The following is a 24,947-nucleotide window of genomic DNA, read 5'->3' as shown; positions in this document are numbered from 1 at the left end:
GACTATGCTTGGACTAAACAAGAAAGACATGACACTTTTGATCGCTGTTGCGGTGCTGACCATGTTTGCACCCTTCTTCCTCAACCCCTTCCCGACAGACAGCGCGATGGCGCAGTTCAACGCCGGGTATCCGGATCTGATGCAGCGCTTTGTGATCTTCGGGATTTTCGCCATCGGCTTTAACATCCTGTTTGGCCTGACGGGCTACCTGTCCTTTGGTCACGCAGCCTTTCTGGGTGTGGGCTCTTACGCCGCGGTGTGGATCTTTAAGCTCTTCACTTACAACGTAGTGCCCGCCATCTTGCTGGCCGTGATCGTTGCAGCGGTGTTCTCGGTGCTGATGGGCTATGTCAGCCTGCGGCGCTCAGGGATCTACTTTTCGATCCTGACACTGGCATTTGCTCAGATGATGTTCGCGCTGGCCTACTCTGTTCTGTCAAACCCCAAGTTCAACCTGACCAACGGTGAAACCGGCCTGCAGGTCTATCCAAATGACCCGCAAATGTTCCACCCTGAAGGCATGCAGGACTTCCCGCATCTGTTCGGGCTATACATGAACAGCACCTACACCATGAATGTCGGCCCTTGGGCGTTTGACTTCAACACAGGCTACTACCTATGTGCCGTTGTCATGTTGGCCGTGTTCTACCTCGCCATCCGCATCTTCCGCTCACCTTTCGGCATGATGCTGCGTGCAATCAAATCGAACCAGACGCGTCTGAACTACACAGGCCTTAACCCTCGTCCCTATACGCTCGCGGCGTTTGTGATCTCGGGGGCCTATGCTGGTTTGGCCGGTGGCCTGATGGCTGCAATGGACCCGCTTGCAGGCGCTGAGCGCATGCAGTGGACAGCGTCGGGTGAGGTTGTTCTGATGACCATCCTTGGTGGCACCGGCACCTTGATCGGTCCGGTTCTGGGCGCAGGCTTTATCAAGTACTTTGAGAACATTTTCTCGAAGATCAACGATGCGGTTCTGCATCAGTGGTTCGCGTTCCTGCCGGATGGCTTGGAAGACTTTGTGGTCTTCATCATCCACCCCTTCGTGGGCAAAGGCTGGCACCTCACTCTCGGCATTCTCTTTATGCTGGTTGTGATCTTCCTGCCCGGTGGTCTGGTCGAAGGTGGCCAACGCATTGGCAAATGGATCAAGAACCGCGGCAAATCGGAAGACTCCGATGCCGGCCCCAAAACCGAACCTGCTGAATAAGGAGACTGACTGATGGGTATTCTTGAAGTCAAAGACGTTGGCAAACGGTTCGGCGGCCTGCAGGCCCTGGGCGACGTCAACCTGAGCGTTAAGGAAAACAGCGTTCACGCGATCATCGGCCCAAACGGGGCTGGCAAATCCACCCTGCTGAACTGCCTCGTGGGCAAGCTCATCCCCGATACCGGAAGCGTCATGTTTGACGGTCAGTCGGTCTTGGGACGCACCCCCTACGAGATCAACCAGATGGGCATTTCGCGCGTGTTCCAGACCCCTGAGATCTTTAGCGATCTCTCGGTGATGGAAAACATGATGATCCCCTGCTTTGCCAAACGCGACGGTTCGTTCCGTATGCATGCGATTGAGAACATGATGGACGAAAAAGACATCGTGGAAAAAGCCGAGGCGATGTTGGTCGATATGAATATGGCCGACAAGCGTGAGATGCATGCAGCCTCTATGTCTCGCGGTGACAAACGCCGCCTCGAAATCGGCATGTGCCTAGCCCAAGAGCCACGTCTGCTGCTTTTGGACGAACCAACGGCGGGCATGGCACGTGCTGACACCAACAACACCATCGATCTCTTGAAACAGATCAGCGATGAACGCGACATCACAATCGCGATCATCGAACACGACATGCATGTTGTGTTCAGCCTTGCGCAGCGCATCACCGTGCTGGCACAAGGCACCCCGCTGGTCGAAGACAATCCGGAAAACATCAAAGGCCATCCCAAGGTGCGCGAAGCGTATCTGGGTGAGTCGGCATAAGGAGAAATCAGATGAACGTTAAACCCGACTTCTCCAAAGGCCACAGCCACGCGGAAACCGCCCCAGCCTTCCTGTCCGTCTGGAACATGGAAAGCTACTATGGCGAAAGCTACATCGTGCAGAACATCTCGTTCAACGTGCACGAGGGTGAAATTCTCGCGCTGCTGGGACGCAACGGTGCTGGCAAGACGTCAACCCTGCGCTCTATTGCGCGCATGGATGACCCCCAGGTCACCCACGGGGAAATCTGGCTGGACCACAAGCCCTTGCACATGATGAAGAGCTACGAGGCCGCAGCTGTTGGCATCGGCTTGGTCCCGGAAGATCGTTGCATCATTCCGGGCCTGACGGTCGAAGAGAACATCCAGCTGGCGCAGATTGCTCCGCCGATCGGTTGGTCCCTCGAACGCCTCTACGATCTGTTCCCCCGCCTCGGCGAGCGCCGCAAACAGGAAGGTGTAACCCTGTCCGGCGGCGAACAACAGATGCTGTCCATTGCACGCGCCCTGTCGCGCGACATCAAAGTGCTGCTCTTGGACGAACCTTACGAAGGTCTCGCCCCGGTTATCGTTGATGAGATTGAAAAGACCCTGCGCCTTATCAAGGAACAGGGCATGACGACGATCATCGTTGAACAAAACGCCGTGCGCGCGCTGGAACTGGCGGATCGTGCAGTCATCCTTGATACCGGTGGGATCGTCTTTGACGGCTCGGCTGATGAGGTTCTCGGCAACGAGGAACTGCGCGCCGAATACCTCGCGATCTGAGGATTACGTTTCGGAAGTATTGGCGGATTTTCAGTCCAACCCAAATTCTCGCGGGCCGGTTGCAAAAACCGGCCCGTTTTTTTGCGCCTTTCGGTGACGTGAGGGAATTGCACGTATAAGGCGATTGCACCGGATTCTCTTCCAGCCTAGGGTCGGACCATGGCTCAGGACCGTCCCCTACTTGGCATCATGCTTATGCTTGGCTTTTGCGTCCTCGCGCCGCTCGGCGATGCCGTGGCCAAAATCCTCGGTGAGACTGTACCACTAGGCCAGCTATTGCTGGTGCGCTTTGCAGTTCAGGCCCTGATCCTGTTTCCAGTCGTACTATTGACCGGACGCCCATGGATGATGCGCGGGCGAGTGCTGGGGCTGGTTGTTATGCGCACCGCATTACACATCATCGGGATTGGCGCCATGTTTACCGCGCTTCGCTACTTGCCCCTGGCCGACGCCGTGGCCATCGCCTTTGTGATGCCGTTCCTGATGTTGCTCTTGGGTAAGATGGTTCTGGGAGAAGAGGTTGGAAGCCGTCGTATCATGGCCTGTGTCGTTGGCTTTGTCGGAACCCTTTTGGTGATCCAACCCAGTTTTGCCGAGGTCGGAGCCCCTGCCCTGTTGCCGTTGGTGGTCGCTGTGGTGTTCTCACTGTTCATGCTGATTACCCGCCAGATCGCCAAACAAACCGACCCTATCAGCTTGCAAGCGGTCAGCGGGACAATGGCCACGGTTGTCATCCTGCCATTATTATTCGTGGGCGAGTCCATCGAGATCCCCGAACTGCAAGTGGTCTCGACCGATCTGACGACCTCGTCACTCTTGTTGTTCATTGGTGTTCTGGGCACGCTGGCCCATCTTTTGATGACGTGGTCTCTGCGCTATGCGCCATCAGCCACACTCGCGCCGATGCAGTATCTGGAAATTCCATTTGCCACGCTGATCGGCTGGCTGCTGTTCTCAGATCTGCCAAACGGGTTGGCCGCTATCGGAATCTGCGTGACCATCGCCGCGGGCCTGTATGTGGTTCTTAGAGAGCGGACCATGAGCCGGGCTGCGCCAGAAGTGCCTTAACCAAAATCTCCAGACAGGCTTTGGGCAGGATCACCAACATGCCCGGTTCGGCCAAATCCAGCTGCACGGCTCCAGTCGCACAGTTGGACGTTGCAATCATTCCGCTCGGCGCAAACTCACTACCGTCCAGTGGCCACTGCAATCCTTTGGATCGGCCAGTGACCGTGGCCAGCGGAAACAGCGAGACCCGCGTTCCCGCCTCCAAATCCAACGGTAGCGAAGGCGGACACAGGCAGATCACATCATCGCTGCCAATCAGAATACAGCGCCGGTCAGCATGGCGCAGCAAGGCATTGTAACAGGCCAGTTCGTGATCAACCCGCTTGCCAGTGAACCCAACGCCCAGCACCAGAGGCGCCGAGATGTTTCGCAGGGCCTTGTCAAAATCCGTGCTGTCTTGTTCGGCAATCTGATGGATCGCCGCCGCGGGCACTCCGCGCGCCACGAGGTCTGGGCTTGAGTCCATATCCCCGATGACGGCCTTGGGCATGTGTCCTAAATCCAGCGCGGTCAATGCCCCGCCATCTGCGGCGACCAAATGTGGCGCAAGGTCCAAACAGGCACTCAAATCGTCATTGTGCACCAATCCGCCGCCAATCAGCGTTATTGGTTCCAATTCGTGAACAATACCCACCTGTCAGCCCCCGTTTTCCCGTCAAAAGGGTTTTCCGCCACATTCTGGCCACTAAATGATACGCTGACTTTCACAGAATCGGTCAGCTTTTGTCTTGCCTCCCGTGGTAAACACTCTGTTGAGTAGTGCAAAGGACCCGCGATAATGGTTACGAATAACAAGGTTTTGACAGTCTCATACGGGACGTTCTCCTGTACCCTGGAAGGGTTCGACGACTCGTTTGATACGATGAAGGCAATCGCAGAGTATTTCCGCGATCTGGCCGCAGACGATCGGTACTTTGGCGCGGAGCCTCCCACCCCTGACGCAGAAATGCTGGCCCGGATCGCCGAGCGCGAAGTGGAACGTCGTGTTCAGGCACGTACGGAACACGGCGCCATCGTCTTGACGACGACCGCCCCTGAGGCCGAGGCCGAAGTGGATACCCCGGCCATCGAAGAAAAACCCGAAGAACAGCCCCAGGTCTCGCAAGAAGATACGGTTGTCGATGAGGCGTCCGAGGCCGAAGCCGAGCCAGAGGTCGTCGATGTGACCGAAAGCGTTCTGGAAGCGGTCACCGCGCCAGAGCCCGAGGTTGCCGAAGCCGAAGAGCTTGTTGAAGACGCCGCAGAGGACGTGATTGCCGAAGCGGTTGAAGAACCTGTTGTGGACGACGCGGCCGAAGAAGCTATCGCCGAAGCAGACGTCGAAGAGGACGGCCTGGTTGCGGCAGAAGAAGAACTGGCCGAAGACACTGTCGACGCGGAAGACGTAGCTGACACTGAAATCGTCGCCATTGATGATGATGCAGAACCTCTCGACGTGGTTGAGGACGCCGAAGTCGTTGAAGAAACTACCGAGGCCGATGACACTTTGATCGCGGGCATTCTGGATGCGTCCGGTGAAGACACCGCGCAAGAAGACGACCTGACAGAGGCCGCTGAGGAAGAGTTTACCGCCGAAGCCGATGAACCTGCCCCGGTCGAAACCGAGACAGATTCGGACAGCATCGCGGCCAAACTGCAGCGCATCCGCGCCGTTGTGTCGAAATCTCGCGATGTCCCTTCCGAAGGTGACTACATCGAAGATGAACACGCCGAACTCATGATGCCTGAGCTGAATGAGCCTGAGGAAGATGTCCTGACGCTTGACGGCGATATGGCCGCTGCAGCCGCCGCAATCGATGCCACTGATGATCTCGAAGAAGACGTGGCAGAAGACCTCGTAGAAGAAGTTGTGGCTGACGTGGAGGCTGATGTTGATCCTGAACCGGTTCAGCCCGTCCGCGCCCGCGTCATCCGTATGAAAAAGGCAGACTTCGAGGCTGCCCTGGACGACGGGCTGCTTGAAGCAGAGCCTGTCGAAGACGACGAAGATGATTTCGACGACGAAAGTGGTGCGATGGCCGATGTCGCAGCGCCAAGCAGTCTCAGCGATGCAGAAGAGGCCGAACTGTTGGCCGAATTGGCCGAGGTCGAAGCCGAGCTGAACGGCGAGGTTGATGACGAAGACGATGACGAGCCGGTCATTGCGATTGGTGCCGACCCCGATGAACCCGTGCGCCCTTCGCGCAGCCAGCACCTCTCAGAGGTCAGCCAGCAGAGTGACGCGGACATGTCGCGCCTGATGCAGGAAGCTGACACCCACATGGAAGAGCCGCAAGGGTCGCGTCGTCGTCAGGCGATTGCCCATCTGCGCGCCGCGGTTGCCGCCACCAAAGCCGAACAAAAGGCTGGATCGGATTTGGGCAAGAACCGCGATGCGACCGAAGCCTATCGCCATGATCTGGCCAATGTGATCAGCCCGCTTGAGGCCGCAGCAACCCCGCGCCGCCCACAGGTTGCAGAAGCGCCGGAAACGCCACGCGAATCCCCGGCTCCGCTGAAACTGGTGGCTGAACAGCGTGTGGATACGCCAGAAGAACCCCAGGCCGCCGAAACGGCCGAGCCTGCCAACGAGACACCGCGCGCCCCTGTTCGCCCGCGTCGTGTTTCTGCGGCAGAACGTGCCGAGGCCGCGGATGCAAGCCCGGTCAGCGACAGTGCCGGTGACTTTGCCGAGTTTGCTGACTCCGTTGGTGCGCATAGCCTGCCGCAGGTTCTGGAAGCAGCCGCCGCCTATCTGACATTTGTCGAGGGGCTGGACGTTTTCTCGCGCCCGATGATCGTGCGCATGGCCCAAGGCATGAGCGATGGCGAGTACAGCCGCGAAGACAGCCTGCGTGGCTTTGGCCAACTGTTGCGTGACAACAAGATTGCCAAAGTCTCCGGTGGCCGTTTCACGGCGTCTGACGAAATTGGGTTTCGTCCCGAAGACCGCGCTGCCGGTTAAGTCGTCACATCAGATTTGAGAACAAGCAGGGGCCACACGGCCCCTGTTTTTCTTTGTGTACCAGCCAATTCAAAGGACGGGCTTGGTCAGCATTAGCCACAAGATACCAAGAACTGCGACAAAAGCCGGGAACCCACAGGCAAACCAGATGCGGTACAGGCGGTGGTAGGCCTCGGGCAATGCGGCTCCTGCATCTCGCGCGGCCCTTGCGAGATCCCGCAGTCGGATCTGTATCCACACCACCGGCAACCAGAACGCGCCCACCACCAGATACAACAGGATTGCCCAAAGCAGCCAGCCTTCAAGCAGCGGCCAGCCAACTTCGCGCGCCAGCAACCAGCCTGTTATCGGTTGCGCCACGGCAGCCGTGGCCGTGAAAACCGTATCGGCAATCACCACCGTGCCTGACACATGCGCAATGAGGGCCGGGTTATGGCCCGTCTGTGCCATCACCATGAAAAACGCGATCCCTGCCCCGGTGCCTAGCAAAACACAGGCGCCGACGAGATGCGCGAACAACAGAATTGTATAGGTGTCCATCAACGGTCCTCGAGGAACAAAACCGGGATCAGGGCGGCGATCATACCGGGCAGAACTTTGACCATTGGCCCCAATGGGTCGAGCCACAGCGCAGGCGCCAAGATCGCACTTCCGAGTAAATAGACGATCGAGACCGCCAACATCCCTAAGGCCGCTAACCGGGCGCGTCGACGGATCAGGATTAACATACCAAGGGCGACATCCACCACGGCGCCCCCCAGAACCAACAGGCTGGCCAACTCAAAGCCCATGCCGCGCGAGGTCAGGATATCCGCCGCCTGAGTGAACTGCAAAACACCGATCACACCCGAAGCAATCCAGAACAGCGCCAGCACTGCAATGCTCAGCGGCAACAGCAGATACATCCGGGCAAACCAGCGTTCCTGACTGTGGGCCGGCAGTTTTGAGAGGGTCTCTTCCAGCGCCATCATTGGTGGGCCGCCGGCCAAGCGCCAACTGTGCCTGTCCGCCGCAATCCCGCTTTGCATGACACTTAATGCCGTGCTGCGTAGCGGAGATCGCCATCCAAGCCAGCCCAACCCATCGGCGGCCCGTCCTGTCAGACGCAGCACCCATCGAGACAAGGACAGAGGCAACCGCTTGCCGGAAAACCCCTGCCAGTCTCGAATCTGGCGCGACACGTCTAGAAACGACCTGGCCTCTTCTTCGGCCAAGTCGGCTAGTGTGCCTTCGGCTATCTGGCCCGTCGCAGCCAGCACCACCGCGTTGGCGAGGTCGGTCAGGGCAACAGTTTGGATGGTCACACCATCGAACAAGCGCCATTCAACGCCCGGAAAGCCCGCATAGGCCCGCAACAGCGCTGTGCCACCGTAGGCTTCGGCTCCAATCACCAACGCGGGGCGCAGGACCACCCACGATTTGTGGTGCTGCATCAAATGCGCGTCACCTCGGGCCTTGGTTTCAAAAAACGCGGTGTCGGCATCTTCGGACACGCCCGCCGCGCTGATCTGAACCACGCGGGTCGCACGGCCCTCCAATGTCGTCACAAGATTTTGGATCATTCCGACATGGATCGCCTCTAGCGAGTCCTCGGCGCCATCTTGCAGAGCACCTGCCGCATTCACCACTACCTCAGTATCGGCCAGAAGATCATGAAAATCCTTTGGGTCTAAACGGGTTAGGTCCGCCTGAACCCAATTGCAGACCACGCTCTTGGGGCGGGTTCGGCTGACCCCGGTTACCGAGAACCCTGCCTCGGCCAAGGCCGAGACACAGGCCTTGCCGATTAGCCCTGAGGCCCCAAGAACCAATGCCGTTTTCTCTGGCATGACACCCTTTCAAACAAAAATGCGCACCCGAAGGTGCGCATTGTTCCTGCTTATTCGTCGCCCTGTGGGGCTTCATCCGGATCCGGCTGACCTATGCCTTTGAAGATCCCCTTGAAGGGCAAGACCCAAGCGATCCCAAGGCCGATATAGATCAACAGCTCCACCAGAAATCCGGGACGGTTCAGCACGTTCACCAACGTCACCGCGAGGACAATATAGATGGGCAGGCCGATCACCAGGATCACCAGTGCCCAGCGCCGTCTGGCCTTGTATGTGAGTGCCACAGCGATCTCCTTAGTCTGCGAAGGGGTCCGTCACGAGGATCGTGTCTTCGCGTTCTGGCGAGGTTGATACTAGGGCAACCGGGCAATCGATCAACTCTTCAACGCGGCGCACGTATTTGATGGCGTTGGCAGGCAAGTCTGCCCAGCTGCGTGCGCCTTCGGTTGATTCACTCCACCCTGGAATTTCTTCGTAGATCGGTGTGCAGCGTGCCTGTTGATCCGCCGCTGTTGGCAGATAGTCCAACCGCTCCCCATCAAGGTCATAGCCGACGCAGATTTTCAGAGTTTCAAAGCCATCCAGAACGTCCAGCTTGGTCAGGGCAATGCCGCTGACGCCAGACGTGGCGCAAGTCTGGCGCAGCAAGGCCGCGTCGAACCAACCACACCGGCGTTTGCGCCCGGTGGTGGTGCCAAACTCATGGCCCCGTTCGCCCAGGCGCTGGCCATCCGCATCCTCAAGTTCGGTCGGGAACGGGCCTTCGCCCACACGGGTGGTATAGGCCTTGACGATGCCCAAAACAAAATCGATCGAGTTCGGGCCGATGCCCACACCCGTTGCCGCCTGCCCTGCAATCACGTTGGACGAGGTCACGAAAGGATAGGTGCCAAAGTCGATATCCAGCAACGCGCCTTGCGCGCCTTCGAACAGAATCCGTTTACCGGATTTGCGCTTTTCGTTGAGCACTTTCCAAACAGGGGCGGCAAAAGGCAGAATCTTTGCCGCAATCTCTTTCAACTGCGCGATCAACGCGTCTCGGTCGACCGCTTCGATTCCCAATCCCTTGCGCAGCGGGTCATGGTGCTGCAATGCGCGGTCCACACGCGCCTCAAGCGTGGCCTCATCCGCCAGGTCCGCAACTCGGATCGCACGACGGCCCACCTTGTCTTCGTAACATGGGCCGATGCCACGACCGGTTGTGCCAATCTTGGTGCCTTTTGAGGCGGCCTCTTCGCGGGCGCGATCCAACTCGCCGTGGATCGGCAGGATCAGCGGAGTATTCTCGGCAATCATTAGGGTTTCGGGTGAAATATCAACGCCTTGCGCGCGAACTGTTTCGATCTCGTTGATCAGGTGCCAGGGGTCCAGAACCACGCCATTGCCGATCACCGAGAGCTTGCCACCCCGTACAACACCCGAGGGCAGTGCGTGCAGCTTATAGACCTTGCCGTCGATGACGAGGGTGTGGCCCGCGTTGTGCCCGCCCTGGAACCGGGCGATCACGTCGGCCCGCTCGCTGAGCCAATCCACGATCTTGCCTTTGCCTTCATCACCCCATTGGGCGCCTACGACGACGACGTTTGCCATAACAGTTCCTTTTCAGCGGTCAACCCGCGTCCTTTTAGCCATCTTACCTGCGACGCGAAACCGCAAATTCGCCGCAGCACTGGACAGAAGCGTGAAATTTTCGCAAACCAAAGGAAAAGGGTACGATGAGTTTGCCGTTACGATGAGTCTTCGCATTTTTGCTGTTGGCCCAGACATACAATCCAACCCAGTGGAATTATAGCCGCTGGACAATGGACAACTATGTAGAAGAACAACCATTTGCGGTGCTGCTCGGGCTGTTGCTTGTGATCTGGTACATCATCTACCTGCGCGCGACGCTGCGCTCGATCGGCGGATTTGGCATGTTCCTTGTGCTTGCCGTGGTCGCGGCACTGGTCTGGGTGCTCTATGACTGGGGTATGCTCAATCTGGAAAATCCCGACGTCAACACTTGGATCGCGATCCTTGCGCTCTCCATCGTTCTGGGCATAGGGCTCAGCTGGTCCATTGTGCGCCGGATGCTGTCGGGACAGGTCGACATGGACAATGTCGACAGCTAGATCACAACTTTCTCGAACGTTTGCTTAATCGCCCAAGCGTACAGGCTTGCCATGCGGCGTTGCAAGGTAGGCCTGTTCCCAGGCGTCCCGCATGGAAGCGACCGAGGCTGGTGGGGCCATGTCATTTGACACCAGCACCTTTTCCAGCGTGGCCAGCCAGGCGTTGAAATAATCGTCACCGCCGTTCAAATCCCCGGACAGACGATGCTCGGCAAGGGTCGCGCCAAAGTCTTTTGTCCATTGCGGCCAGTCAAAAACCCCTCTTTCGTGCAGATGCACCGTGAGAGCAAAGAGCTGTGCGTGCCACGGGGCCTCAAAGATGGGCTCCGGGCGGCTCATGCTGTGGGCTCCAGATAACTTTGCCAGAGGTCCAGGACGACTTCGTCCCATGCCCCGGCCTCATCCCCCCAAACATCGCGGGCGGCAAACGCCACGGCATACAAGGGCTCGGCCGCCTCTCCCAATCCATGCGCGTTGGAATCCGGCAGCACATGAGCGCCGTGCAACAGGACAACCTCACCAATCAAGCCCGAGGCATAGCCCGGCAACCGTGTGTGCCCGCCTGCCACCTGGATATTGTGTGCCGGACGGCGGGTTTTGACCCGATCTCCGGGTTTAAACTCTGCATTCGGGGCGCCGTCGCGGGTGTAGGGGCTGCCCTTGGCCAGAACACCGGCCACAGCATCCGCTTTGAGAATGCGCGAGGCCAGTTCGGACACACCCGTTGCATGGCCCGCCTTCAGCTCTTCTCGTGTGAGCACGCCAAGATTAACCAACATGTCGGCCAGCCCGGCGAGCCATTTCTCGTAATAGGAAAACCGGCTGTAATCCTTGGGGCTGAGCGTTTCGCGGGCATGGCGTGAGACGTCGATATTCCACTGCCCCAAAGCGCCGGCTGCCAGCGTCAGCGCCAAGGCGCGCGCATGCCAGTCCTGGGCAAAGGTTGCGTTGTCCGCGGGGTTCACCGCGCCGTCGCCATAGCGCCCACCCATATCATGTACGCGGCTCATGCCTCTGGCCTCAGGGCCAGCCCGGTGCCGATCATGGAATCGCGCGTGACCAAAGCGGCCAGCGCGTCTTCGTCCATTCCTTCCGTGCCTTCAGGACGCTCAGGCACCACCAAGTAACGGACTTCGGCGGTGGAATCCCACACGCGAACTTTCTTGTCATCGGGAACATCCACGCCAAACTCGGCCAGAACCTTGCGCGGTTCCCGCACCACACGAGACCGATAGGCATCCGATTTGTACCAGCCGGGCGGAATTCCCAGCAAAGGCCAAGGGTAACAACTGCATAAGGTGCAGACGACCACATTGTGAACCTCGGGCGTGTTCTCAACGATCACCATGTGCTCGCCCTGACGGCCATAAAACTCCAGTTCTTCCAACAGCGGCATTGGTTCGTCCAGCATGCCCTTCCGAAAGGTCGGATCGGACCAGATCCGTGCCACAACCTTGGCCCCGTTTTGCGGGCCGATCTTGTGTTGATAGGTCTCGATGATCTCATCCAGCGCGGCGGGATCAATCAGCCCCTTCTCGGTCAGGATGGTTTCCAGCGCACGAACTCGCAAGGCAGGTTCAGGCGGCAAAAGGGTGTGCGGGTGGTCGTGGTCATGATCATGGGGCATGGCCGCGAGATTGGCAGAGGTTGCCCGGGTCTGTCCAGCGCGGAAATGCACCTCGCGCAATCTCAGGCAGACCAAACTCGGGCCAGTCCGTTTAAAGCTCTGCGACCAGATCCTTGTCGTTCTTGATCATCCGCGCGACCATGGATTTTACCTTGCGCCCCTTTTGCGGAATGTACCGCGCCGCCTCTGGCACATGATGTTCCAGATCCAGGTCCGGGAAAATGTCACGCAGCTCTTGGCGCGCATCTTCACCGATGCTTTTCATCGCTTCCGGTCCGGTCAAAAGGCTTTCCGCAGGCGCGCCCTCGGCAAACAGCACTTCGTGATTATCAAGTAGCAAGTGCAGATACGTGACAGGCTGGCTGATGCGATCCACAAAGATCCCGGGAATTCCGACCAGTTTGATGGCTGGAATAAGTGCTTCATCAACGCCGAACATGCGTTTGACGATGGGGGACCGCACAAACATGCGATGCTGGGGCGAAACACACAGGTCCCGACTTGGCATACCCGGCCCCAATGCGTCCGCAACAATCCGGATGGGGTGCAGGCGTGGTTTTAACACCAATTCCCGCAAGCCCAATTCGCGACACCCAATCCAGCGTATGGCTTGAGGTCCGTTGTCGAGCGTCATGACTTTGTCCCCGACTTGCAGCGTTTCAATCGCGACAGGCCCGTTGGGGGTTTCGATTTCCGTGCCTTCGACAAAACAAGGCACGGCTGTGTCAACGTCGATAGATGGCCCGTTGTCAGTAATGGTACCAATGGTCAGCGTTGTGTTAAGCGGTGGAATGTCCCCGAAAAACACCAGAAAATAGGCTTGCTCTCCACCCGGATAGTCAAAGGACCCGTCGCCATCATCGTCATAATCGAGCACGCCAATTTCATAGTTGTTGGTTCCATCGTTGACCTGAACTGTCCAGTCCCATGCGATCGCGTTTCCCGAATAGGTTTGGGTGGTATCATTAGGGGATTCATTGCTGGCGTTATCCCCGTCGATAATGCTTCCATCAGCGCCATCCTCAAAAGTGATCGTGCTGTAGCTGGAAATCTGAAAGGTCGCCCCATTCGTCGCATAGGTCGCCGTATTGTCCGACATTGTCGTGGCATTTCGAAATGCCCCGTAAACTGTAATCGCCATTGCTAAAACCTGCTCTAAGGTTGTCTCTGGTCGTGGTTTTCAAAGTCTTTTTGTGTCGCAAATGCTTCGCGCTGCCGATGAAATTGGCATAGGACAAGGGCTTGAATATGTTCTTAACTGGCCGCTTTCTGGCCAATCTCGGCGTTCAGGTCGCGTTCTCGTAACACTCACACCGAAAGTCGCTTGCCCCGCGCCACAAAACTGCCTACATAGCGCGCTGAACCAACCGAACGCTGTTACAACAGGTCCTCATGCAAAACGTTGTCCTAATCATTCACCTTCTTCTTGCGCTGTCGCTGATCGGCGCTGTGCTGTTGCAACGCTCAGAAGGGGGCGGTCTGGGTATGGGCGGCGGAGGCGGTGGTGCCGTTTCTGGTCGTTCGGCGGCCACAGCCCTTGGCAAATTGACCTGGGTCCTGGCCATTGCGTTTATCTGTACGTCGATCACGCTGACCATTCTTGCCGCGCAAAACTCGGCTGGCAGCTCGGTTCTGGATCGTTTGGGCGATGCGCCTGCGCCAGCAGCTGAGACCACAGAACCCGAGGGATCTGACCTGCTGCCACCAACCGATGGTGACACGCCGCTGGTTCCACGCGCCGACTGATCAACCCTGCTGGGGCCCTGTGGCTCCATCACACCACAATTTGAGAAAACTAATCAGGTCGCAACAGCATCTTGCGGTCCGGTTGCCAAATTGTTGCGAATCTTATAAGACGTAAGTCCCGTGATGCTGCCGCAATTTCTGCCGCGAATCGTTGCGTGTGGGCACCTCAAAAAAACGCTGAAGAGCAGACTATAATCACGGGGGATCGCGAGCCTATGGCGCGATATATTTTCATTACGGGTGGTGTTGTTTCGTCGTTAGGCAAAGGTCTGGCGTCAGCAGCTTTGGGCGCGCTTTTACAGGCGCGCGGATATACGGTTCGGCTGCGTAAGCTTGATCCTTATCTCAACGTTGACCCCGGCACGATGTCGCCGTTCGAGCATGGCGAAGTGTTCGTGACCGACGACGGCGCCGAGACCGATTTGGACCTCGGCCACTATGAACGCTTCACTGGCGTTCCGGCCCGCATGACCGACTCAGTCTCATCCGGGCGCATTTATTCCAACGTGCTGGAACGCGAACGTCGCGGCGATTATCTGGGCAAAACCATTCAGGTGGTGCCCCATGTCACAAATGAGATCAAAGACTTCATCAACATAGGCGATGACGAAGTTGACTTTATGCTCTGCGAGATTGGTGGCACCGTCGGCGACATCGAAGGCCTGCCCTTCTTTGAAGCCATTCGCCAGTTCAGCCACGACAAGCCGCGTGGCCAGTGCATTTTCATGCATCTAACACTTCTGCCTTATCTCGCGGCAAGCGGTGAATTGAAGACCAAACCAACACAGCACTCGGTCAAGGAACTGCAATCCATCGGGATCGCGCCGGACATCCTTGTGTGCCGATCGGAACAACCAATCCCCGAGAAAGAGCGCAGCAAGATCGCGCTGTTCTGCAACGTCCGCAAAGAGGCCGTTGTCGCGGCCTATGACCTCAAGTCCATCTATGAGGCTCCGTTGGCCTATCATCACGAAGGGCTGGATCAGGCGGTTCTGGATGCCTTTGGCATTGCTCCTGCCCCAAAACCCGACCTGCGGGTTTGGGAAGACGTGGCCGACCGTATCCAAAACACCGATGGTGAAGTCAATGTGGCGATTGTCGGCAAGTATACCCAACTGGAAGACGCCTATAAGTCGATCAAAGAGGCACTGACCCATGGCGGCATGCACAATCGTGTCAAAGTGAACGTCAAATGGGTTGATGCGGAAGTGTTCGATAAAACCGACGCCGCACCTTACCTCGAAGGCTACGATGCGATCCTGGTTCCCGGCGGCTTTGGCGAACGCGGCACCGAAGGCAAAATCAAGGCCGCGCAGTTTGCCCGCGAAAGAGGTATCCCCTATCTGGGGATCTGTCTCGGGATGCAGATGGCCGTGATCGAGGCCGCCCGCAATGTGGCAGGCATCACCACGGCTGGCTCGGAAGAGTTCGACCATGAAGCCGGCGGAAAACGTTTTGAGCCTGTGGTTTATCACCTGAAAGAATGGGTTCAGGGCAACGCCAAAGTCACGCGCAAGGCCAGTGATGACAAGGGTGGCACCATGCGTCTTGGCGCCTATGACGCGGTCCTGACCGAGGGTTCCAAAGTGGCCGAAGTCTACGGCGGCACCGCCATCGACGAACGTCACCGCCACCGCTACGAGGTCGACATGACCTATCGCGACAAACTGGAGAAATGTGGCCTGCATTTCTCAGGTCTGTCACCGGACGGGCGCCTGCCCGAGATTGTAGAGTGGAAGGATCATCCGTGGTTTATCGGGGTTCAGTTTCACCCCGAACTGAAATCAAAACCCTTCGATCCGCACCCTCTGTTCAAAGATTTCGTGCGCGCTGCAAAAGATAACTCGCGCCTGGTCTGACCCAAAAATTTTGAAAACTGCACAGGCTGCGCTAGGCTAAGGGTCATGCGCAGCCTGTTTGCATTTTGCCTGACTGTTGTGACCGCCCTGCCCGCGTGGGCCTGCGAGCGGCCGGTTTGTCCTGTGCCTGCCGAGAGCCTGATCCTGTCGCGTCACATCACCTTTGACGACCTGCCCTCGTCCTTTGGCATCGGGCGCAAGATCGACGGTATTCTCGAACAAAACGGCGTGCAGTTCGGCGAGCGGTTTGTCGGTCAGCCGCTTGAGGCCGAAGGTGATTTTGACGTTGTTCCCGGCCCGGCCAGCGCACCCCTGACCCTGTTGCCCGGCGCGCCCGGACAGGCTCTGGGTATCCTGCGGCTGATGCGAACCTCGGTGCTGCAGGGCCACGGCCCGCGTGGTTTCCCCAAGACCGAAGCCGTGGGTGAAGGCGCGATTGCGATGATCTTTGACTATGACCAAAGCGCCATTGCCCTGGATATTCGTGGCGGCGAACAGGGACACGCCACCCTTCGGTTCCTGTCTCGCGATGGGCGCATACTGGACACCCACAGGATTGGTCCCTTGTCCGAATCCACACATGGGTTTCTGCGCAGTGATGAGCAAACCGATATCGCGGGTCTTTTGCTCACCAACAATGATCCCGAAGGCATCGCTCTCGACAATCTGAAATTCGACAAAGCGGCAATCCTCAGCCTTTTGCATTAAACCCCTTCGTATTGCCAAAATACTCCCGCCGGAGGCATCCAGCCTTTTCGCGCGCCCGCTGATTGGCTAGCCTTGCCCAATGCGGTTCCTCGGAGTTCTTCTATGTTTTGGTCAGGCCTTCGGCGCGCCTGTATGGGCCGACATCCTCCCGGTGCCTTATGCCGATCTGGAAAAAGAGCTTTCTTCGGTTTTGACCTTTGAGACACTGCCGCAGCGGTCTGAGCCGGGGTTCAACTTTGATCACCTGATGCGGCTCAAAGGCGCGTGGGTGGGCGAGCATTTTGCCGGCCAGACCTTGGGGTCTGCGCCGAGTGAAACCGGTCAACCCCACGACACGCTTTCAGAGCCACAGGCCAGTGCCCCTTTGACACTTCGTACGGGCGCCCCGTGGCGCAACCTCTCGATTGCCCATCATCGGGGGTTTGGCTCCAATGCCGTCCTGCCGCTTGGCCCGCTGGGATTTCAGGACATTTCCGGGCGCGGTGAAGGCGCGTTTGCGGTGTTGTTTGACCACGATCAACCTGCGTTCGGCTTTCGCCTTCATGCCGCCTATGACAGCCCCTTGGGGCAAGCCTCGATGCGTGGCTCTGTGGTTGTCCATGTCTTTGACCGACAAGGGAATCTGATCGGGCGCGCGTCCATTCATCCCGGCGAAGGCGTCTCGGAACATGGGTTTCGAACACTCTCCCCGCCGCATGTCGCGGGCATCATGATAACAAATACCGACCCCGGAGGGATTGCCTTGGACGATATCCTCTTTCAGATTGAGCGCATGCTGTTTTAAGGTGGCACACAATAACCAAGGGGGACACGCAGATGGCCAAAGGCTATTGGATCGGGCGCATCGACGTTCAGGACATCGATCAATACATGAAATACGTGGCAGCCAACGGGGTTGCGTTTCAGAAATTCGGCGGGCGGTTCCTGACCCGCGGCGGCAATTTCGAAGCGGTCGAGGGCGACGCCCGCTCGCGCAATGTGGTGATCGAATTCCCCAGCTATGAAGTCGCGGTAGAATGCTACCATTCTCCAGAATACCAAGAGGCGCGCGCCCTGCGTATCAACGTGTCCGAAGGTGAGTTGGTCATCGTCGAAGGATATGACGGCTGATGTTTGAAAGCCTGATTGCACGCCTTAAGGGCAAACCCGAAGCCCCCGCCCTGCCCGAGCCTGACGAACATCTGGCACTTGGCGCCTTACTGGTGCGTGTGGCTAAGTCTGACCATCACTATGACGCCGTTGAGATCGGTGAAATCGACCGGATTCTGGCGGACAGCTTTAGCCTGAACCCGATTGAGGCCGCCAAGATGAGGGCCACCTGCGAAAAGCTCGAAGCGCAGGCCCCCGGCACGCCGGATTTTGCGCTGCTCATTCGCCAGACCGTGGACTACCCGCATCGGCTTGAGATGATCCAAGCCATGTGGCGCGTGATCATGGCTGATGGCGACCATGCGCCCGAAGAGGACGAAACCCTGTTAGAGATTGAAAAGATCTTTGGCATCAAACCCGAGGATCGGCCCATCTAAGGGCATGACCTTCTGCAGGTTATTCCAGCGTTTCCCAAACAGGCGGATTTGACTATCCCGCGACAGTGCCTAGATCGGATGATGATATGATTGCAGGTTTTTTCAAAAGATTGAGCGCTGGCGCCGAACAGGGCCTCAGCGTGGATGATGAGCGACTGGCTCTGACCGCGCTTTTGGTGCGGATTGCCCGCGCCGATGAGCATTACTCAGGCGAGGAAATGGACCAGATCGACAAGGTTTTGGCCAGACGATACGCCCTATCACCTTTTGAGGCCGCCGCCCTGCGCCGCGAAGGTGAAGCGGTTGAGGCCGATGCCCCGGATACTGTGCGCTTTACCCGCGCGATCAAAGATGCGGTACCCCACGATGAACGAACCCGGGTAATCGAAGCCCTGTGGCGCGTGGTGCTGGCAGACGGCGTACGCGACGCCGAAGAAGACGCTGTTGTGCGTTTGGCAGCCAACCTTTTGGGCATCAACGACCGCGACAGCGCCCTGGCGCGTCAAAGGGTCAGCGCCGCATGACGGCCATGCTGGGCATGTATGATCGCCCCGAAACTCGGGACGCCAATGATCGCCTTTGGCTCTCCGTGCGCACGCAATTGGGCTATGGCCCGGCCACTTTGGATCGTGAGCGGGACTACTTTGAGATATGGACTGACCCCGATCTGGTCTTTGCTCAGACCTGCGGCATGCCCTATCGCGTACGCCTGCATCGGCAAGTTCAACTGGTCGCAACGCCGGATTATGGGCTGCCAGACTGTCCGGCCGGACATTATTTCAGCGTTTTGATCACCCATAAAGACAATGCGCAGGCGTCGCTTTCGACGCTCTGCACAGGGACTTTTGCCTATAACGAACCCATGTCCCAATCGGGCTGGGCGGCGCCAATTGCCCATCTGACTGCGCTGGGCCACACGCCTGAAACACGGCTGCAAACTGACGCGCATTATCTGTCCGCACGGGCGGTCGCAGAAAAATCCGCGGACTTTGCCTCACTAGACGCGCTGACCTGGGAAATGATCCTTCGCTACGATAGTTTTGCCAAAGACTTGCATGTCATTGGGCGCACTAATCCTACACCGACTTTGCCCTTTATCACCGGGCCCAGACAAAACCCGACCGAGATCCGCGCGGCCCTTAGCCATGCCATCGCCCACATGTCAGATGCGGATCGCGCGGTTCTGGGGTTGCAAGGATTGGTCCAGATCCCTGCCAGTGCCTACCTCGCGGTGGCAACCCCGGCTTCGCCCGAAGCCCTTTAAGGCATCAGGGTGACTGCCGTTTCGGCAGGCAGGGCGTCCACTTTGATGCATCTCTCCTAGGGTCAACCGTTTTGCAAGTTGCAATTGCTCATTTTTTCGCCCCTTATGGGGACCGGACCCAATAATATAAAGCCTGCCAACTTGTCTGACACGACCCCTGTTCTGGAAATTCGCAATCTGCACAAAGCTTATGGTGACCTTGAGGTCATCAAGGGTGTGGATATCAAGGCCCATCGCGGCGACGTTGTTTCATTGATCGGATCCTCTGGATCGGGCAAGTCGACCATCCTGCGCTGCGCCAACCTTTTGGAAGACAGCCAGCAGGGCGACATCCTGTTCAAAGGCGAGCCGGTCACTTGGAAGGGCGAAGGCCACGGGCGTCACCCGGCTGATGCCAAACAGGTGCTGCGCATTCGAACCAACCTGTCGATGGTGTTTCAACAGTTCAACCTGTGGTCCCACATGACCATCTTGCAAAATGTGATGGAAGCACCCCTGACTGTTCTGGGCCGCGACCGCGCAGAGGTCGAAGCTTCGGCCCATGCCTATCTGAACAAGGTGGGGATTTCCGACAAGCACGATGTCTATCCTGCGCAGCTTTCTGGCGGCCAGCAGCAGCGCGCCGCCATCGCGCGCGCCTTGTGCATGGAACCTGAAGCGCTGTTGTTTGACGAACCGACCTCGGCATTGGATCCAGAACTGGAACAAGAAGTGGTGCGCGTGATCAAGTCGCTGGCCGAAGAAGGCCGCACCATGCTGATCGTGACGCACGATATGAAATTGGCCCATGATGTGAGCGACCACGTCGTGTTCCTGCATCAGGGCCTCATCGAAGAAGAAGGTGATCCGAAAAGTCTGTTCGGCTCACCCAAATCTGAACGGCTGCAAGGCTTTCTGTCAGCCACTGCAGACCATTAAAAACCAAGACCAAACTACTGGGAGTAAGACTATGAAAAAACTGATCCTCAGCACTGCAGCTCTGGCGCTGGCCGCCGGATTTGCAACTGCAGACGTGGTGCGTATGGGCACCGAGGGTGCTTATGCACCGTGGAACTTCGTCAACGATGCCGGTGAAATTGACGGCTTTGAGCGCGAGTTGGGCGACGAGCTTTGCAAGCGCGCTGAGCTGACCTGTGAGTGGGTCAAGAACGATTGGGACACAATCATTCCCAACCTCGTCTCAGGCAACTATGACACCATCATCGCTGGCATGTCGGTGACTGCAGAGCGCGATGAAGTCATCGACTTCACCCAAGCCTACACGCCCCCGGACCCTTCGGCATTTGCCGCGCTTGACGCCGGTCTGGACGTTGAAGGTGGCGTGATTGCAGCACAGGCTGCGACAATCCAAGCGGCCTTTATCGCTGAAAAAGGTTGGACCCTGATCGAGTTCGCCACACCCGAAGAAACAGTTGCTGCCGTTCGTAACGGCGAAGCCGACGCCGTTCTGGCTGACCAGAGCTTCCTCGACACGGTCGTGGGCTCGGACGGTCTTGTTCTGCTTGAACGCACCGAAATGATCGGTGGCGGCGTTGGCATGGGCGTCCGCGAGTCGGATCAAGAGCTGCGCGCCAAGTTTGACGCTGCCATCCAGTCGATGAAAGACGATGGCACGCTGAACACATTGATCGCCAAGTGGGAAGTATCTTCTCAGTGGTAATCTGATCCCACATGGGATTTTCCGGGTCCGCAAGCCCCACGCTTGCGGACCCGATTGCACCTCGGCACGAGGCCATACGAAACCGAGCCTCAAAAAAAAGCCGAGTGCGCACAAGGGACAAGGACAGACCGATAGATGTTTTCCTATTGTACGGAACCCGACACGCTCGAGGGGATGATGTGGCTGTCTTGCTACCTCACGACCGGCAAGCATATGGGGCTCTATATTTCGGTAGTCACGGTCCTTGTTTTGCTGGCGATCACCGCACCTGTTGCACTGATGTTCGGGTTTGCAGCCGCCACCGCCGCGCGATCACACATCGCACCGTTGCGCTGGCTGGGCAAAGGCTACACCTCGATCGTGCGCGGCGTTCCGGACATCGCCTTTTTCATGTTTTTTGTGATCGCTTTGGATCAGGGCTTCGAGTGGATGCGCCACAAGGTGAAATGCCCCGACTGGTCTGAACCAATCCGGCAGGGCAATGACTTTGTCGTTTGTACCGCCGCCAAATTGCCGCTGTCTGAATCACCGCAATGGGTGCACGAGACTTATGCATTTTTCCTTGCTGTACTGACCTTTGCCATCGTCTTTGGCGCCTTTGCCGCCAACGTTCTGTTTGGCGCCATGCGCGCCGTTCCACGCGCGCAGCTTGAAACCGCCGAGGCCTATGGCATGACCCGCCGCCAGACCTTTTGGCGCATTCTTGTGCCGCAAATGTGGGTCTACGCCCTGCCTGGCCTCTCGAACTTGTGGATGGTGCTAATCAAGGCCACACCGCTGTTGTTCCTCTTGGGCGTCGAAGACATTGTCTATTGGGCGCGTGAACTGGGCGGCACCAAAAACGCCCGCTTTACGGACTATCCGCACGGTGACTGGCGCATGTGGTACTTCCTTGCGCTGCTGGTCTTTTACCTCACCTTTACTAAGGTCTCGGAAGTGGTGCTCGAGCGCATCATGAAGCGTTTGACCCACGGGCAGGCCACCGCAGGCGGAGAAGCACAGCGGAGGGCCGAGGCATGAGTTGTTGGGTCACCATTCAGGACTATGCGCTGCGCTCGATTGGCATCGGTGAACGTCTGCTGCCCAAAACCGACTTTACCCTATGCCAACAGTTTACGCTGATCGGCTCGGGCATGTTCTGGAATATCTACTTCGGTGCAATCGCTCTGATCACCGGGTTCTTCTTTGCCACGGCGCTGGCGGTTGGCAAGAACTCGGCCAACCCTTTGTTTCGCAAGCCGTCGGAATGGTTCATCTTCATTTTCCGCGGCTCACCGCTCTTTATTCAGTTCTTCTTTGCCTATTTCGTGTTTCTCTCGCTGAAACAATCCGTGCCGTTCCTGTCGCCGTTTACAGCCGCTTGGTTAGGCGCTCTGGTGGTTTTGTTCTGCAATACCGCCGCCTATTCCGGCGAAATCTTCTACGGCGCGCTGTTGTCGATCCCCAAGGGCGACACAGAGGCAGCGGATGCTTATGGCATGTCTGGGTGGTCGCGGTTCCGTCGGATCGTCTTCCCGACAATGATGCGCCTAGCTTGGCCTGCCTATACGAACGAAGCGATTTTTCTGTTTCACGCGACCACGTTGGTGTTCTTTTCCGGCTTCCCGGTACTGGGACAGCGCGGAGACGCCTTGTACTACGCCAGCTACTTTGCCGATAAGACGTTCAACCCGTTCATCCCCTACCCAATCCTGGCGATGTATTTCATCATACTGACACTGATCGTGGTTGGGGTGTTTGGGTTGGTGAACAACCGGTTGAACCGGCACCTGCCACAAGAGGCCAAGGCCAAAATGCGGTTCCGCCCCAACATCATTCGTTAAGGCGAAACCGCTTAATACAGTTTATTTGATGCGCAGATCTTTATAGGCACGCTCTTTCGAGACTTCTTCGAACTGCAGCTTTCCTGAGAAGGTCGCCGCGTTAAGGTAGCAGCGGATATAGAGGGTTTGCCCTGCCGCCACTTTAATGGTGCCCTCGGTGTTGTTGGCCTCGGGCACTCTAAAAAAGTTGTCGCCGGGTGGTACGTCGACCACGTTCACCGCGCCACGCTTAAGGTCGGCCACGGTCTTGCCGTTGGCATCCTGAATGGTGAAGCGCACCGCACTCCCAGCCGTCGAGCCAGAGCGATAAAATACAATCTGGCCCATGCCAGCCTTGGGATCGGGAATGCTGTTTTGCGCCATAGCTGCGACTGGCACAATCGCAGCTGCAGCGGTTGCCGCCACCACGGCGGTCATCATCTGGCGTCTGGATAAAGTTGTCATTGGTTCAATCTCCCATGAAACCTGTTTCAGCGACGGCCAGGTGCACCGACGCGACATACAATCAATTACATGGAATAGTATGGCGTGCAGACGATAGGATCGGTCAACACATTTGTGTGAGAAAGCGGCTTCACACAGTGCGAGTCCATTTTTTGATCAAATTATGGACAGAGCCGGACCACTGAGTTAAAAACGGACAAATTCCACCGGAGCCACGACATGGACCTGAGCCAGTTTTCGACCCTTCGCGTTGCCGCATCCGACCTTAACGGCCAGATGCGTGGCAAACGCGTGCCAGCCTCATATGGCGCCAAGCTGGCCAAAGGCGCCATTCGTATGCCGCTCTCTTGTCTGAACGTCGACGTTTGGGGCGCAGATGTCGAAGACTCTCCACTGGTGTTTGAGACCGGCGATGCTGACGGCATATTGTACCCGACAGATCGTGGTCCTGTGCCGATGCCTTGGTTGGGCACTCCCTCGGCGTTGGTACCACTGACGATGCATCTGGAAGATGGCAGCCCCTTCTTTGGTGATCCGCGTCAGGCTTTGGCTGCTGTTTTGGCGCGCTTCGAGGCAAGGGGTTGGTCCGTGATGGCGGCGACCGAAATGGAGTTCAGCCTGGTTGATCCCAACGGCAAGCGTCCCAAACCGCCGCGTGATCCGCGCAGCAATCAACGCCTGTTTGGTCCAGATATTCTATCCGTGGATGAACTTGATGCGTTCGATGCTTTTTTTACCGAGCTCTATGACGGATGCACCGCAATGGGCCTGCCGGTCCAGACCATCATCAACGAAAGCGGTCTGGGCCAGTTTGAAGTAACCCTGACCCATCAGGCTGCCCTTCGTGCCGCAGACGACGCCTGGTTGTTCAAATTCCTCGTGCGCGGTATCGCGCGCAAGCACGGCATGGCCGCCAGTTTCATGGCGAAACCCTATTTGGACGATGCCGGAAACGGTATGCATGTTCATTTCTCCGTGCTGGACAGCGACGGCGACAACGTCTTTGACAATGGCGGGCCCGAAGGCACTGAAACCCTTTTACAAGCGGTTGCGGGCTGTGTGCAGGCCATGCCGGCATCGACCCTGATCTTTGCCCCGCATGGCCCCAGCTATGATCGACTGGTGCCTGGCGCCCATGCACCGACGGGCGCGTGCTGGGCCTATGAAAACCGCACAGCTGCAATCCGCATACCCGGTGGTCCGCATCAGGCGCGCCGGATCGAACATCGTGTGGCCGGCGGCGATATCAACCCCTACCTGATGCTGGCCTGTGTTCTGGGTGCCGCCATCGAAGGCATCGAAGAGGGGCTGACACCCCCTGCCCCAATCACCGGCAATGCCTATGATCTGGACCTGCCGCAGCTGGCACCAGACTGGCGCGCGGCCATTGACCGCTTTGAAAGCGATGCTTTCATTGCCCGTTGCCTGCCTGCGCAGCTCATCGAAAACCTTGTGATGACCAAGCGACAGGAACTGGCCAAATTGGCCGAGATGCCTGAAAAAGACCACTGGAAGCTCTACCTCGAAAGAGTCTGAGCCCTTCTGCGCAAGCACCGGGCGACAGCCCATGCGCGGAAGGACGACACCAGAGAG

29 protein-coding genes are annotated in these 24,947 nt (G+C 57.7%); 19 read left to right on the top strand and 10 right to left on the bottom strand.

Annotated features, from left to right (window positions below):
* The first annotated feature begins 4 nt into the window (after positions 1-4).
* The 4 genes from Q0932_RS14745 (at position 5) to Q0932_RS14730 (ending at position 3,813) form a co-directional block, all read left to right on the top strand.
* Positions 5-1,210: a branched-chain amino acid ABC transporter permease gene (locus tag Q0932_RS14745; protein ID WP_299354644.1), complete on the top strand. Its 1,206-nt coding sequence runs from the start codon at positions 5-7 to the stop codon at positions 1,208-1,210.
* A gap of 12 nt (positions 1,211-1,222) precedes the next feature.
* On the top strand, positions 1,223-1,978 hold the full coding sequence (locus tag Q0932_RS14740; protein ID WP_299354641.1) for an ABC transporter ATP-binding protein: 756 nt from the start codon (positions 1,223-1,225) through the stop codon (positions 1,976-1,978).
* Positions 1,979-1,989: 11 nt separating this feature from the next.
* Entirely contained in the window at positions 1,990-2,745 is a 756-nt protein-coding gene (locus Q0932_RS14735) for an ABC transporter ATP-binding protein (RefSeq protein WP_299354638.1), read from the top strand.
* 159 nt (positions 2,746-2,904) lie between these two features.
* Positions 2,905-3,813 carry a DMT family transporter gene (locus Q0932_RS14730; protein WP_299354635.1) on the top strand — a complete coding sequence of 303 codons (909 nt, stop codon included), beginning with the start codon at positions 2,905-2,907 and terminating at the stop codon, positions 3,811-3,813.
* Here the strand turns inward: Q0932_RS14730 and Q0932_RS14725 are convergent.
* The gene (locus Q0932_RS14725; protein ID WP_299354632.1) at positions 3,770-4,447 is read right to left on the bottom strand and encodes a thiamine diphosphokinase; all 678 of its coding nucleotides are present in this window, start codon (positions 4,445-4,447) and stop codon (positions 3,770-3,772) included. The two genes, Q0932_RS14730 and Q0932_RS14725, sit on opposite strands and share 44 nt — an antisense overlap.
* 144 nt (positions 4,448-4,591) lie before the next feature.
* Here Q0932_RS14725 and Q0932_RS14720 point away from each other — a divergent pair, with 144 nt between their 5' ends.
* Positions 4,592-6,757, top strand: coding sequence for a hypothetical protein (locus Q0932_RS14720; protein WP_299354629.1), 2,166 nt, complete (start codon positions 4,592-4,594; stop codon positions 6,755-6,757).
* A 69-nt stretch (positions 6,758-6,826) separates the two neighbouring features.
* On the opposite strand, the gene Q0932_RS14715 is transcribed toward Q0932_RS14720, so the two are convergent.
* Genes Q0932_RS14715 through Q0932_RS14700 form a run of 4 tightly spaced genes read right to left on the bottom strand, consistent with a single transcriptional unit; the run spans position 6,827 to position 10,176 of the window.
* Positions 6,827-7,297, bottom strand: a complete 471-nt coding sequence (locus tag Q0932_RS14715) for a DUF2269 domain-containing protein (protein WP_299354626.1) — start codon at positions 7,295-7,297, stop codon at positions 6,827-6,829.
* The gene (locus Q0932_RS14710) at positions 7,297-8,586 is read right to left on the bottom strand and encodes an SDR family oxidoreductase (protein ID WP_299354623.1); all 1,290 of its coding nucleotides are present in this window, start codon (positions 8,584-8,586) and stop codon (positions 7,297-7,299) included. The genes Q0932_RS14715 and Q0932_RS14710 overlap by 1 nt, the downstream gene beginning before the upstream one ends.
* A 50-nt stretch (positions 8,587-8,636) precedes the next feature.
* The gene (locus tag Q0932_RS14705; protein ID WP_299354620.1) at positions 8,637-8,870 is read right to left on the bottom strand and encodes a DUF2842 domain-containing protein; all 234 of its coding nucleotides are present in this window, start codon (positions 8,868-8,870) and stop codon (positions 8,637-8,639) included.
* Positions 8,871-8,880: 10 nt separating this feature from the next.
* Positions 8,881-10,176, bottom strand: a complete 1,296-nt coding sequence (locus tag Q0932_RS14700) for an adenylosuccinate synthase (protein WP_299354617.1) — start codon at positions 10,174-10,176, stop codon at positions 8,881-8,883.
* A 158-nt stretch (positions 10,177-10,334) separates the two neighbouring features.
* Between Q0932_RS14700 and Q0932_RS14695 the strand changes: the two genes are divergently transcribed.
* Positions 10,335-10,697, top strand: a complete 363-nt coding sequence (locus tag Q0932_RS14695) for a DUF6524 family protein (RefSeq protein WP_299354614.1) — start codon at positions 10,335-10,337, stop codon at positions 10,695-10,697.
* A gap of 24 nt (positions 10,698-10,721) precedes the next feature.
* On the opposite strand, the gene Q0932_RS14690 is transcribed toward Q0932_RS14695, so the two are convergent.
* The 4 genes from Q0932_RS14690 to Q0932_RS14675 form a co-directional block, all read right to left on the bottom strand.
* Positions 10,722-11,036, bottom strand: coding sequence for a nitrile hydratase accessory protein (locus tag Q0932_RS14690; protein ID WP_299354611.1), 315 nt, complete (start codon positions 11,034-11,036; stop codon positions 10,722-10,724).
* Entirely contained in the window at positions 11,033-11,707 is a 675-nt protein-coding gene (gene nthB, locus Q0932_RS14685) for a nitrile hydratase subunit beta (protein ID WP_299354608.1), read from the bottom strand. Before nthB ends, Q0932_RS14690 begins: the two co-directional genes overlap by 4 nt.
* Positions 11,704-12,324 carry a nitrile hydratase subunit alpha gene (nthA, locus tag Q0932_RS14680; RefSeq protein WP_299354724.1) on the bottom strand — a complete coding sequence of 207 codons (621 nt, stop codon included), beginning with the start codon at positions 12,322-12,324 and terminating at the stop codon, positions 11,704-11,706. Before nthA ends, nthB begins: the two co-directional genes overlap by 4 nt.
* A 91-nt stretch (positions 12,325-12,415) precedes the next feature.
* Positions 12,416-13,465 (bottom strand): Hint domain-containing protein, encoded by a 1,050-nt coding sequence (locus Q0932_RS14675; protein WP_299354605.1) that lies wholly within the window; start codon positions 13,463-13,465, stop codon positions 12,416-12,418.
* A 251-nt stretch (positions 13,466-13,716) separates the two neighbouring features.
* Here Q0932_RS14675 and secG point away from each other — a divergent pair, with 251 nt between their 5' ends.
* From secG to Q0932_RS14615, 12 genes are all read left to right on the top strand, one after another.
* Positions 13,717-14,070 carry a preprotein translocase subunit SecG gene (gene secG / locus Q0932_RS14670; RefSeq protein WP_299354602.1) on the top strand — a complete coding sequence of 118 codons (354 nt, stop codon included), beginning with the start codon at positions 13,717-13,719 and terminating at the stop codon, positions 14,068-14,070.
* Positions 14,071-14,285: 215 nt separating this feature from the next.
* Positions 14,286-15,929, top strand: a complete 1,644-nt coding sequence (locus Q0932_RS14665) for a CTP synthase (protein WP_299354599.1) — start codon at positions 14,286-14,288, stop codon at positions 15,927-15,929.
* 45 nt (positions 15,930-15,974) lie between these two features.
* On the top strand, positions 15,975-16,637 hold the full coding sequence (locus Q0932_RS14660) for a hypothetical protein (protein WP_299354596.1): 663 nt from the start codon (positions 15,975-15,977) through the stop codon (positions 16,635-16,637).
* Between the two features lie 79 nt (positions 16,638-16,716).
* Positions 16,717-17,421, top strand: a complete 705-nt coding sequence (locus Q0932_RS14655; RefSeq protein WP_299354593.1) for a hypothetical protein — start codon at positions 16,717-16,719, stop codon at positions 17,419-17,421.
* 32 nt (positions 17,422-17,453) lie between these two features.
* On the top strand, positions 17,454-17,747 hold the full coding sequence (locus tag Q0932_RS14650; protein ID WP_299354590.1) for a DUF1330 domain-containing protein: 294 nt from the start codon (positions 17,454-17,456) through the stop codon (positions 17,745-17,747).
* Complete coding sequence (locus tag Q0932_RS14645; protein ID WP_299354587.1) at positions 17,747-18,163, top strand: TerB family tellurite resistance protein; 417 nt, start codon at positions 17,747-17,749, stop codon at positions 18,161-18,163. The genes Q0932_RS14650 and Q0932_RS14645 overlap by 1 nt, the downstream gene beginning before the upstream one ends.
* 86 nt (positions 18,164-18,249) lie before the next feature.
* Positions 18,250-18,687 (top strand): TerB family tellurite resistance protein, encoded by a 438-nt coding sequence (locus Q0932_RS14640; RefSeq protein WP_299354584.1) that lies wholly within the window; start codon positions 18,250-18,252, stop codon positions 18,685-18,687.
* Complete coding sequence (locus Q0932_RS14635; RefSeq protein ID WP_299354581.1) at positions 18,684-19,427, top strand: PhnD/SsuA/transferrin family substrate-binding protein; 744 nt, start codon at positions 18,684-18,686, stop codon at positions 19,425-19,427. The genes Q0932_RS14640 and Q0932_RS14635 overlap by 4 nt, the downstream gene beginning before the upstream one ends.
* 141 nt (positions 19,428-19,568) lie before the next feature.
* Positions 19,569-20,345 (top strand): ATP-binding cassette domain-containing protein, encoded by a 777-nt coding sequence (locus tag Q0932_RS14630; protein ID WP_299354579.1) that lies wholly within the window; start codon positions 19,569-19,571, stop codon positions 20,343-20,345.
* 31 nt (positions 20,346-20,376) lie between these two features.
* Positions 20,377-21,087 (top strand): transporter substrate-binding domain-containing protein, encoded by a 711-nt coding sequence (locus Q0932_RS14625; RefSeq protein ID WP_299354576.1) that lies wholly within the window; start codon positions 20,377-20,379, stop codon positions 21,085-21,087.
* 135 nt (positions 21,088-21,222) lie between these two features.
* A complete protein-coding gene (locus Q0932_RS14620; protein ID WP_299354574.1) occupies positions 21,223-22,107 on the top strand; it encodes an ABC transporter permease subunit in 885 nt (294 codons plus the stop codon).
* Positions 22,104-22,910, top strand: coding sequence for an ABC transporter permease subunit (locus tag Q0932_RS14615; protein ID WP_299354571.1), 807 nt, complete (start codon positions 22,104-22,106; stop codon positions 22,908-22,910). The genes Q0932_RS14620 and Q0932_RS14615 overlap by 4 nt, the downstream gene beginning before the upstream one ends.
* A 21-nt stretch (positions 22,911-22,931) precedes the next feature.
* Here Q0932_RS14615 and Q0932_RS14610 read toward each other — a convergent pair whose 3' ends face one another.
* On the bottom strand, positions 22,932-23,354 hold the full coding sequence (locus Q0932_RS14610; RefSeq protein WP_299354569.1) for a hypothetical protein: 423 nt from the start codon (positions 23,352-23,354) through the stop codon (positions 22,932-22,934).
* A 219-nt stretch (positions 23,355-23,573) separates the two neighbouring features.
* Here Q0932_RS14610 and Q0932_RS14605 point away from each other — a divergent pair, with 219 nt between their 5' ends.
* A complete protein-coding gene (locus tag Q0932_RS14605; RefSeq protein ID WP_299354564.1) occupies positions 23,574-24,890 on the top strand; it encodes a glutamine synthetase family protein in 1,317 nt (438 codons plus the stop codon).
* The last annotated feature ends 57 nt before the right edge of the window (positions 24,891-24,947 follow it).

Origin of the sequence: uncultured Shimia sp., assembly GCF_947498095.1 — a bacterium.
GTDB lineage: Bacteria > Pseudomonadota > Alphaproteobacteria > Rhodobacterales > Rhodobacteraceae > Shimia.
The sequence above is the reverse complement of the archived record's forward strand: the minus strand, read 5'-3'. Positions and strand labels throughout refer to the sequence as shown.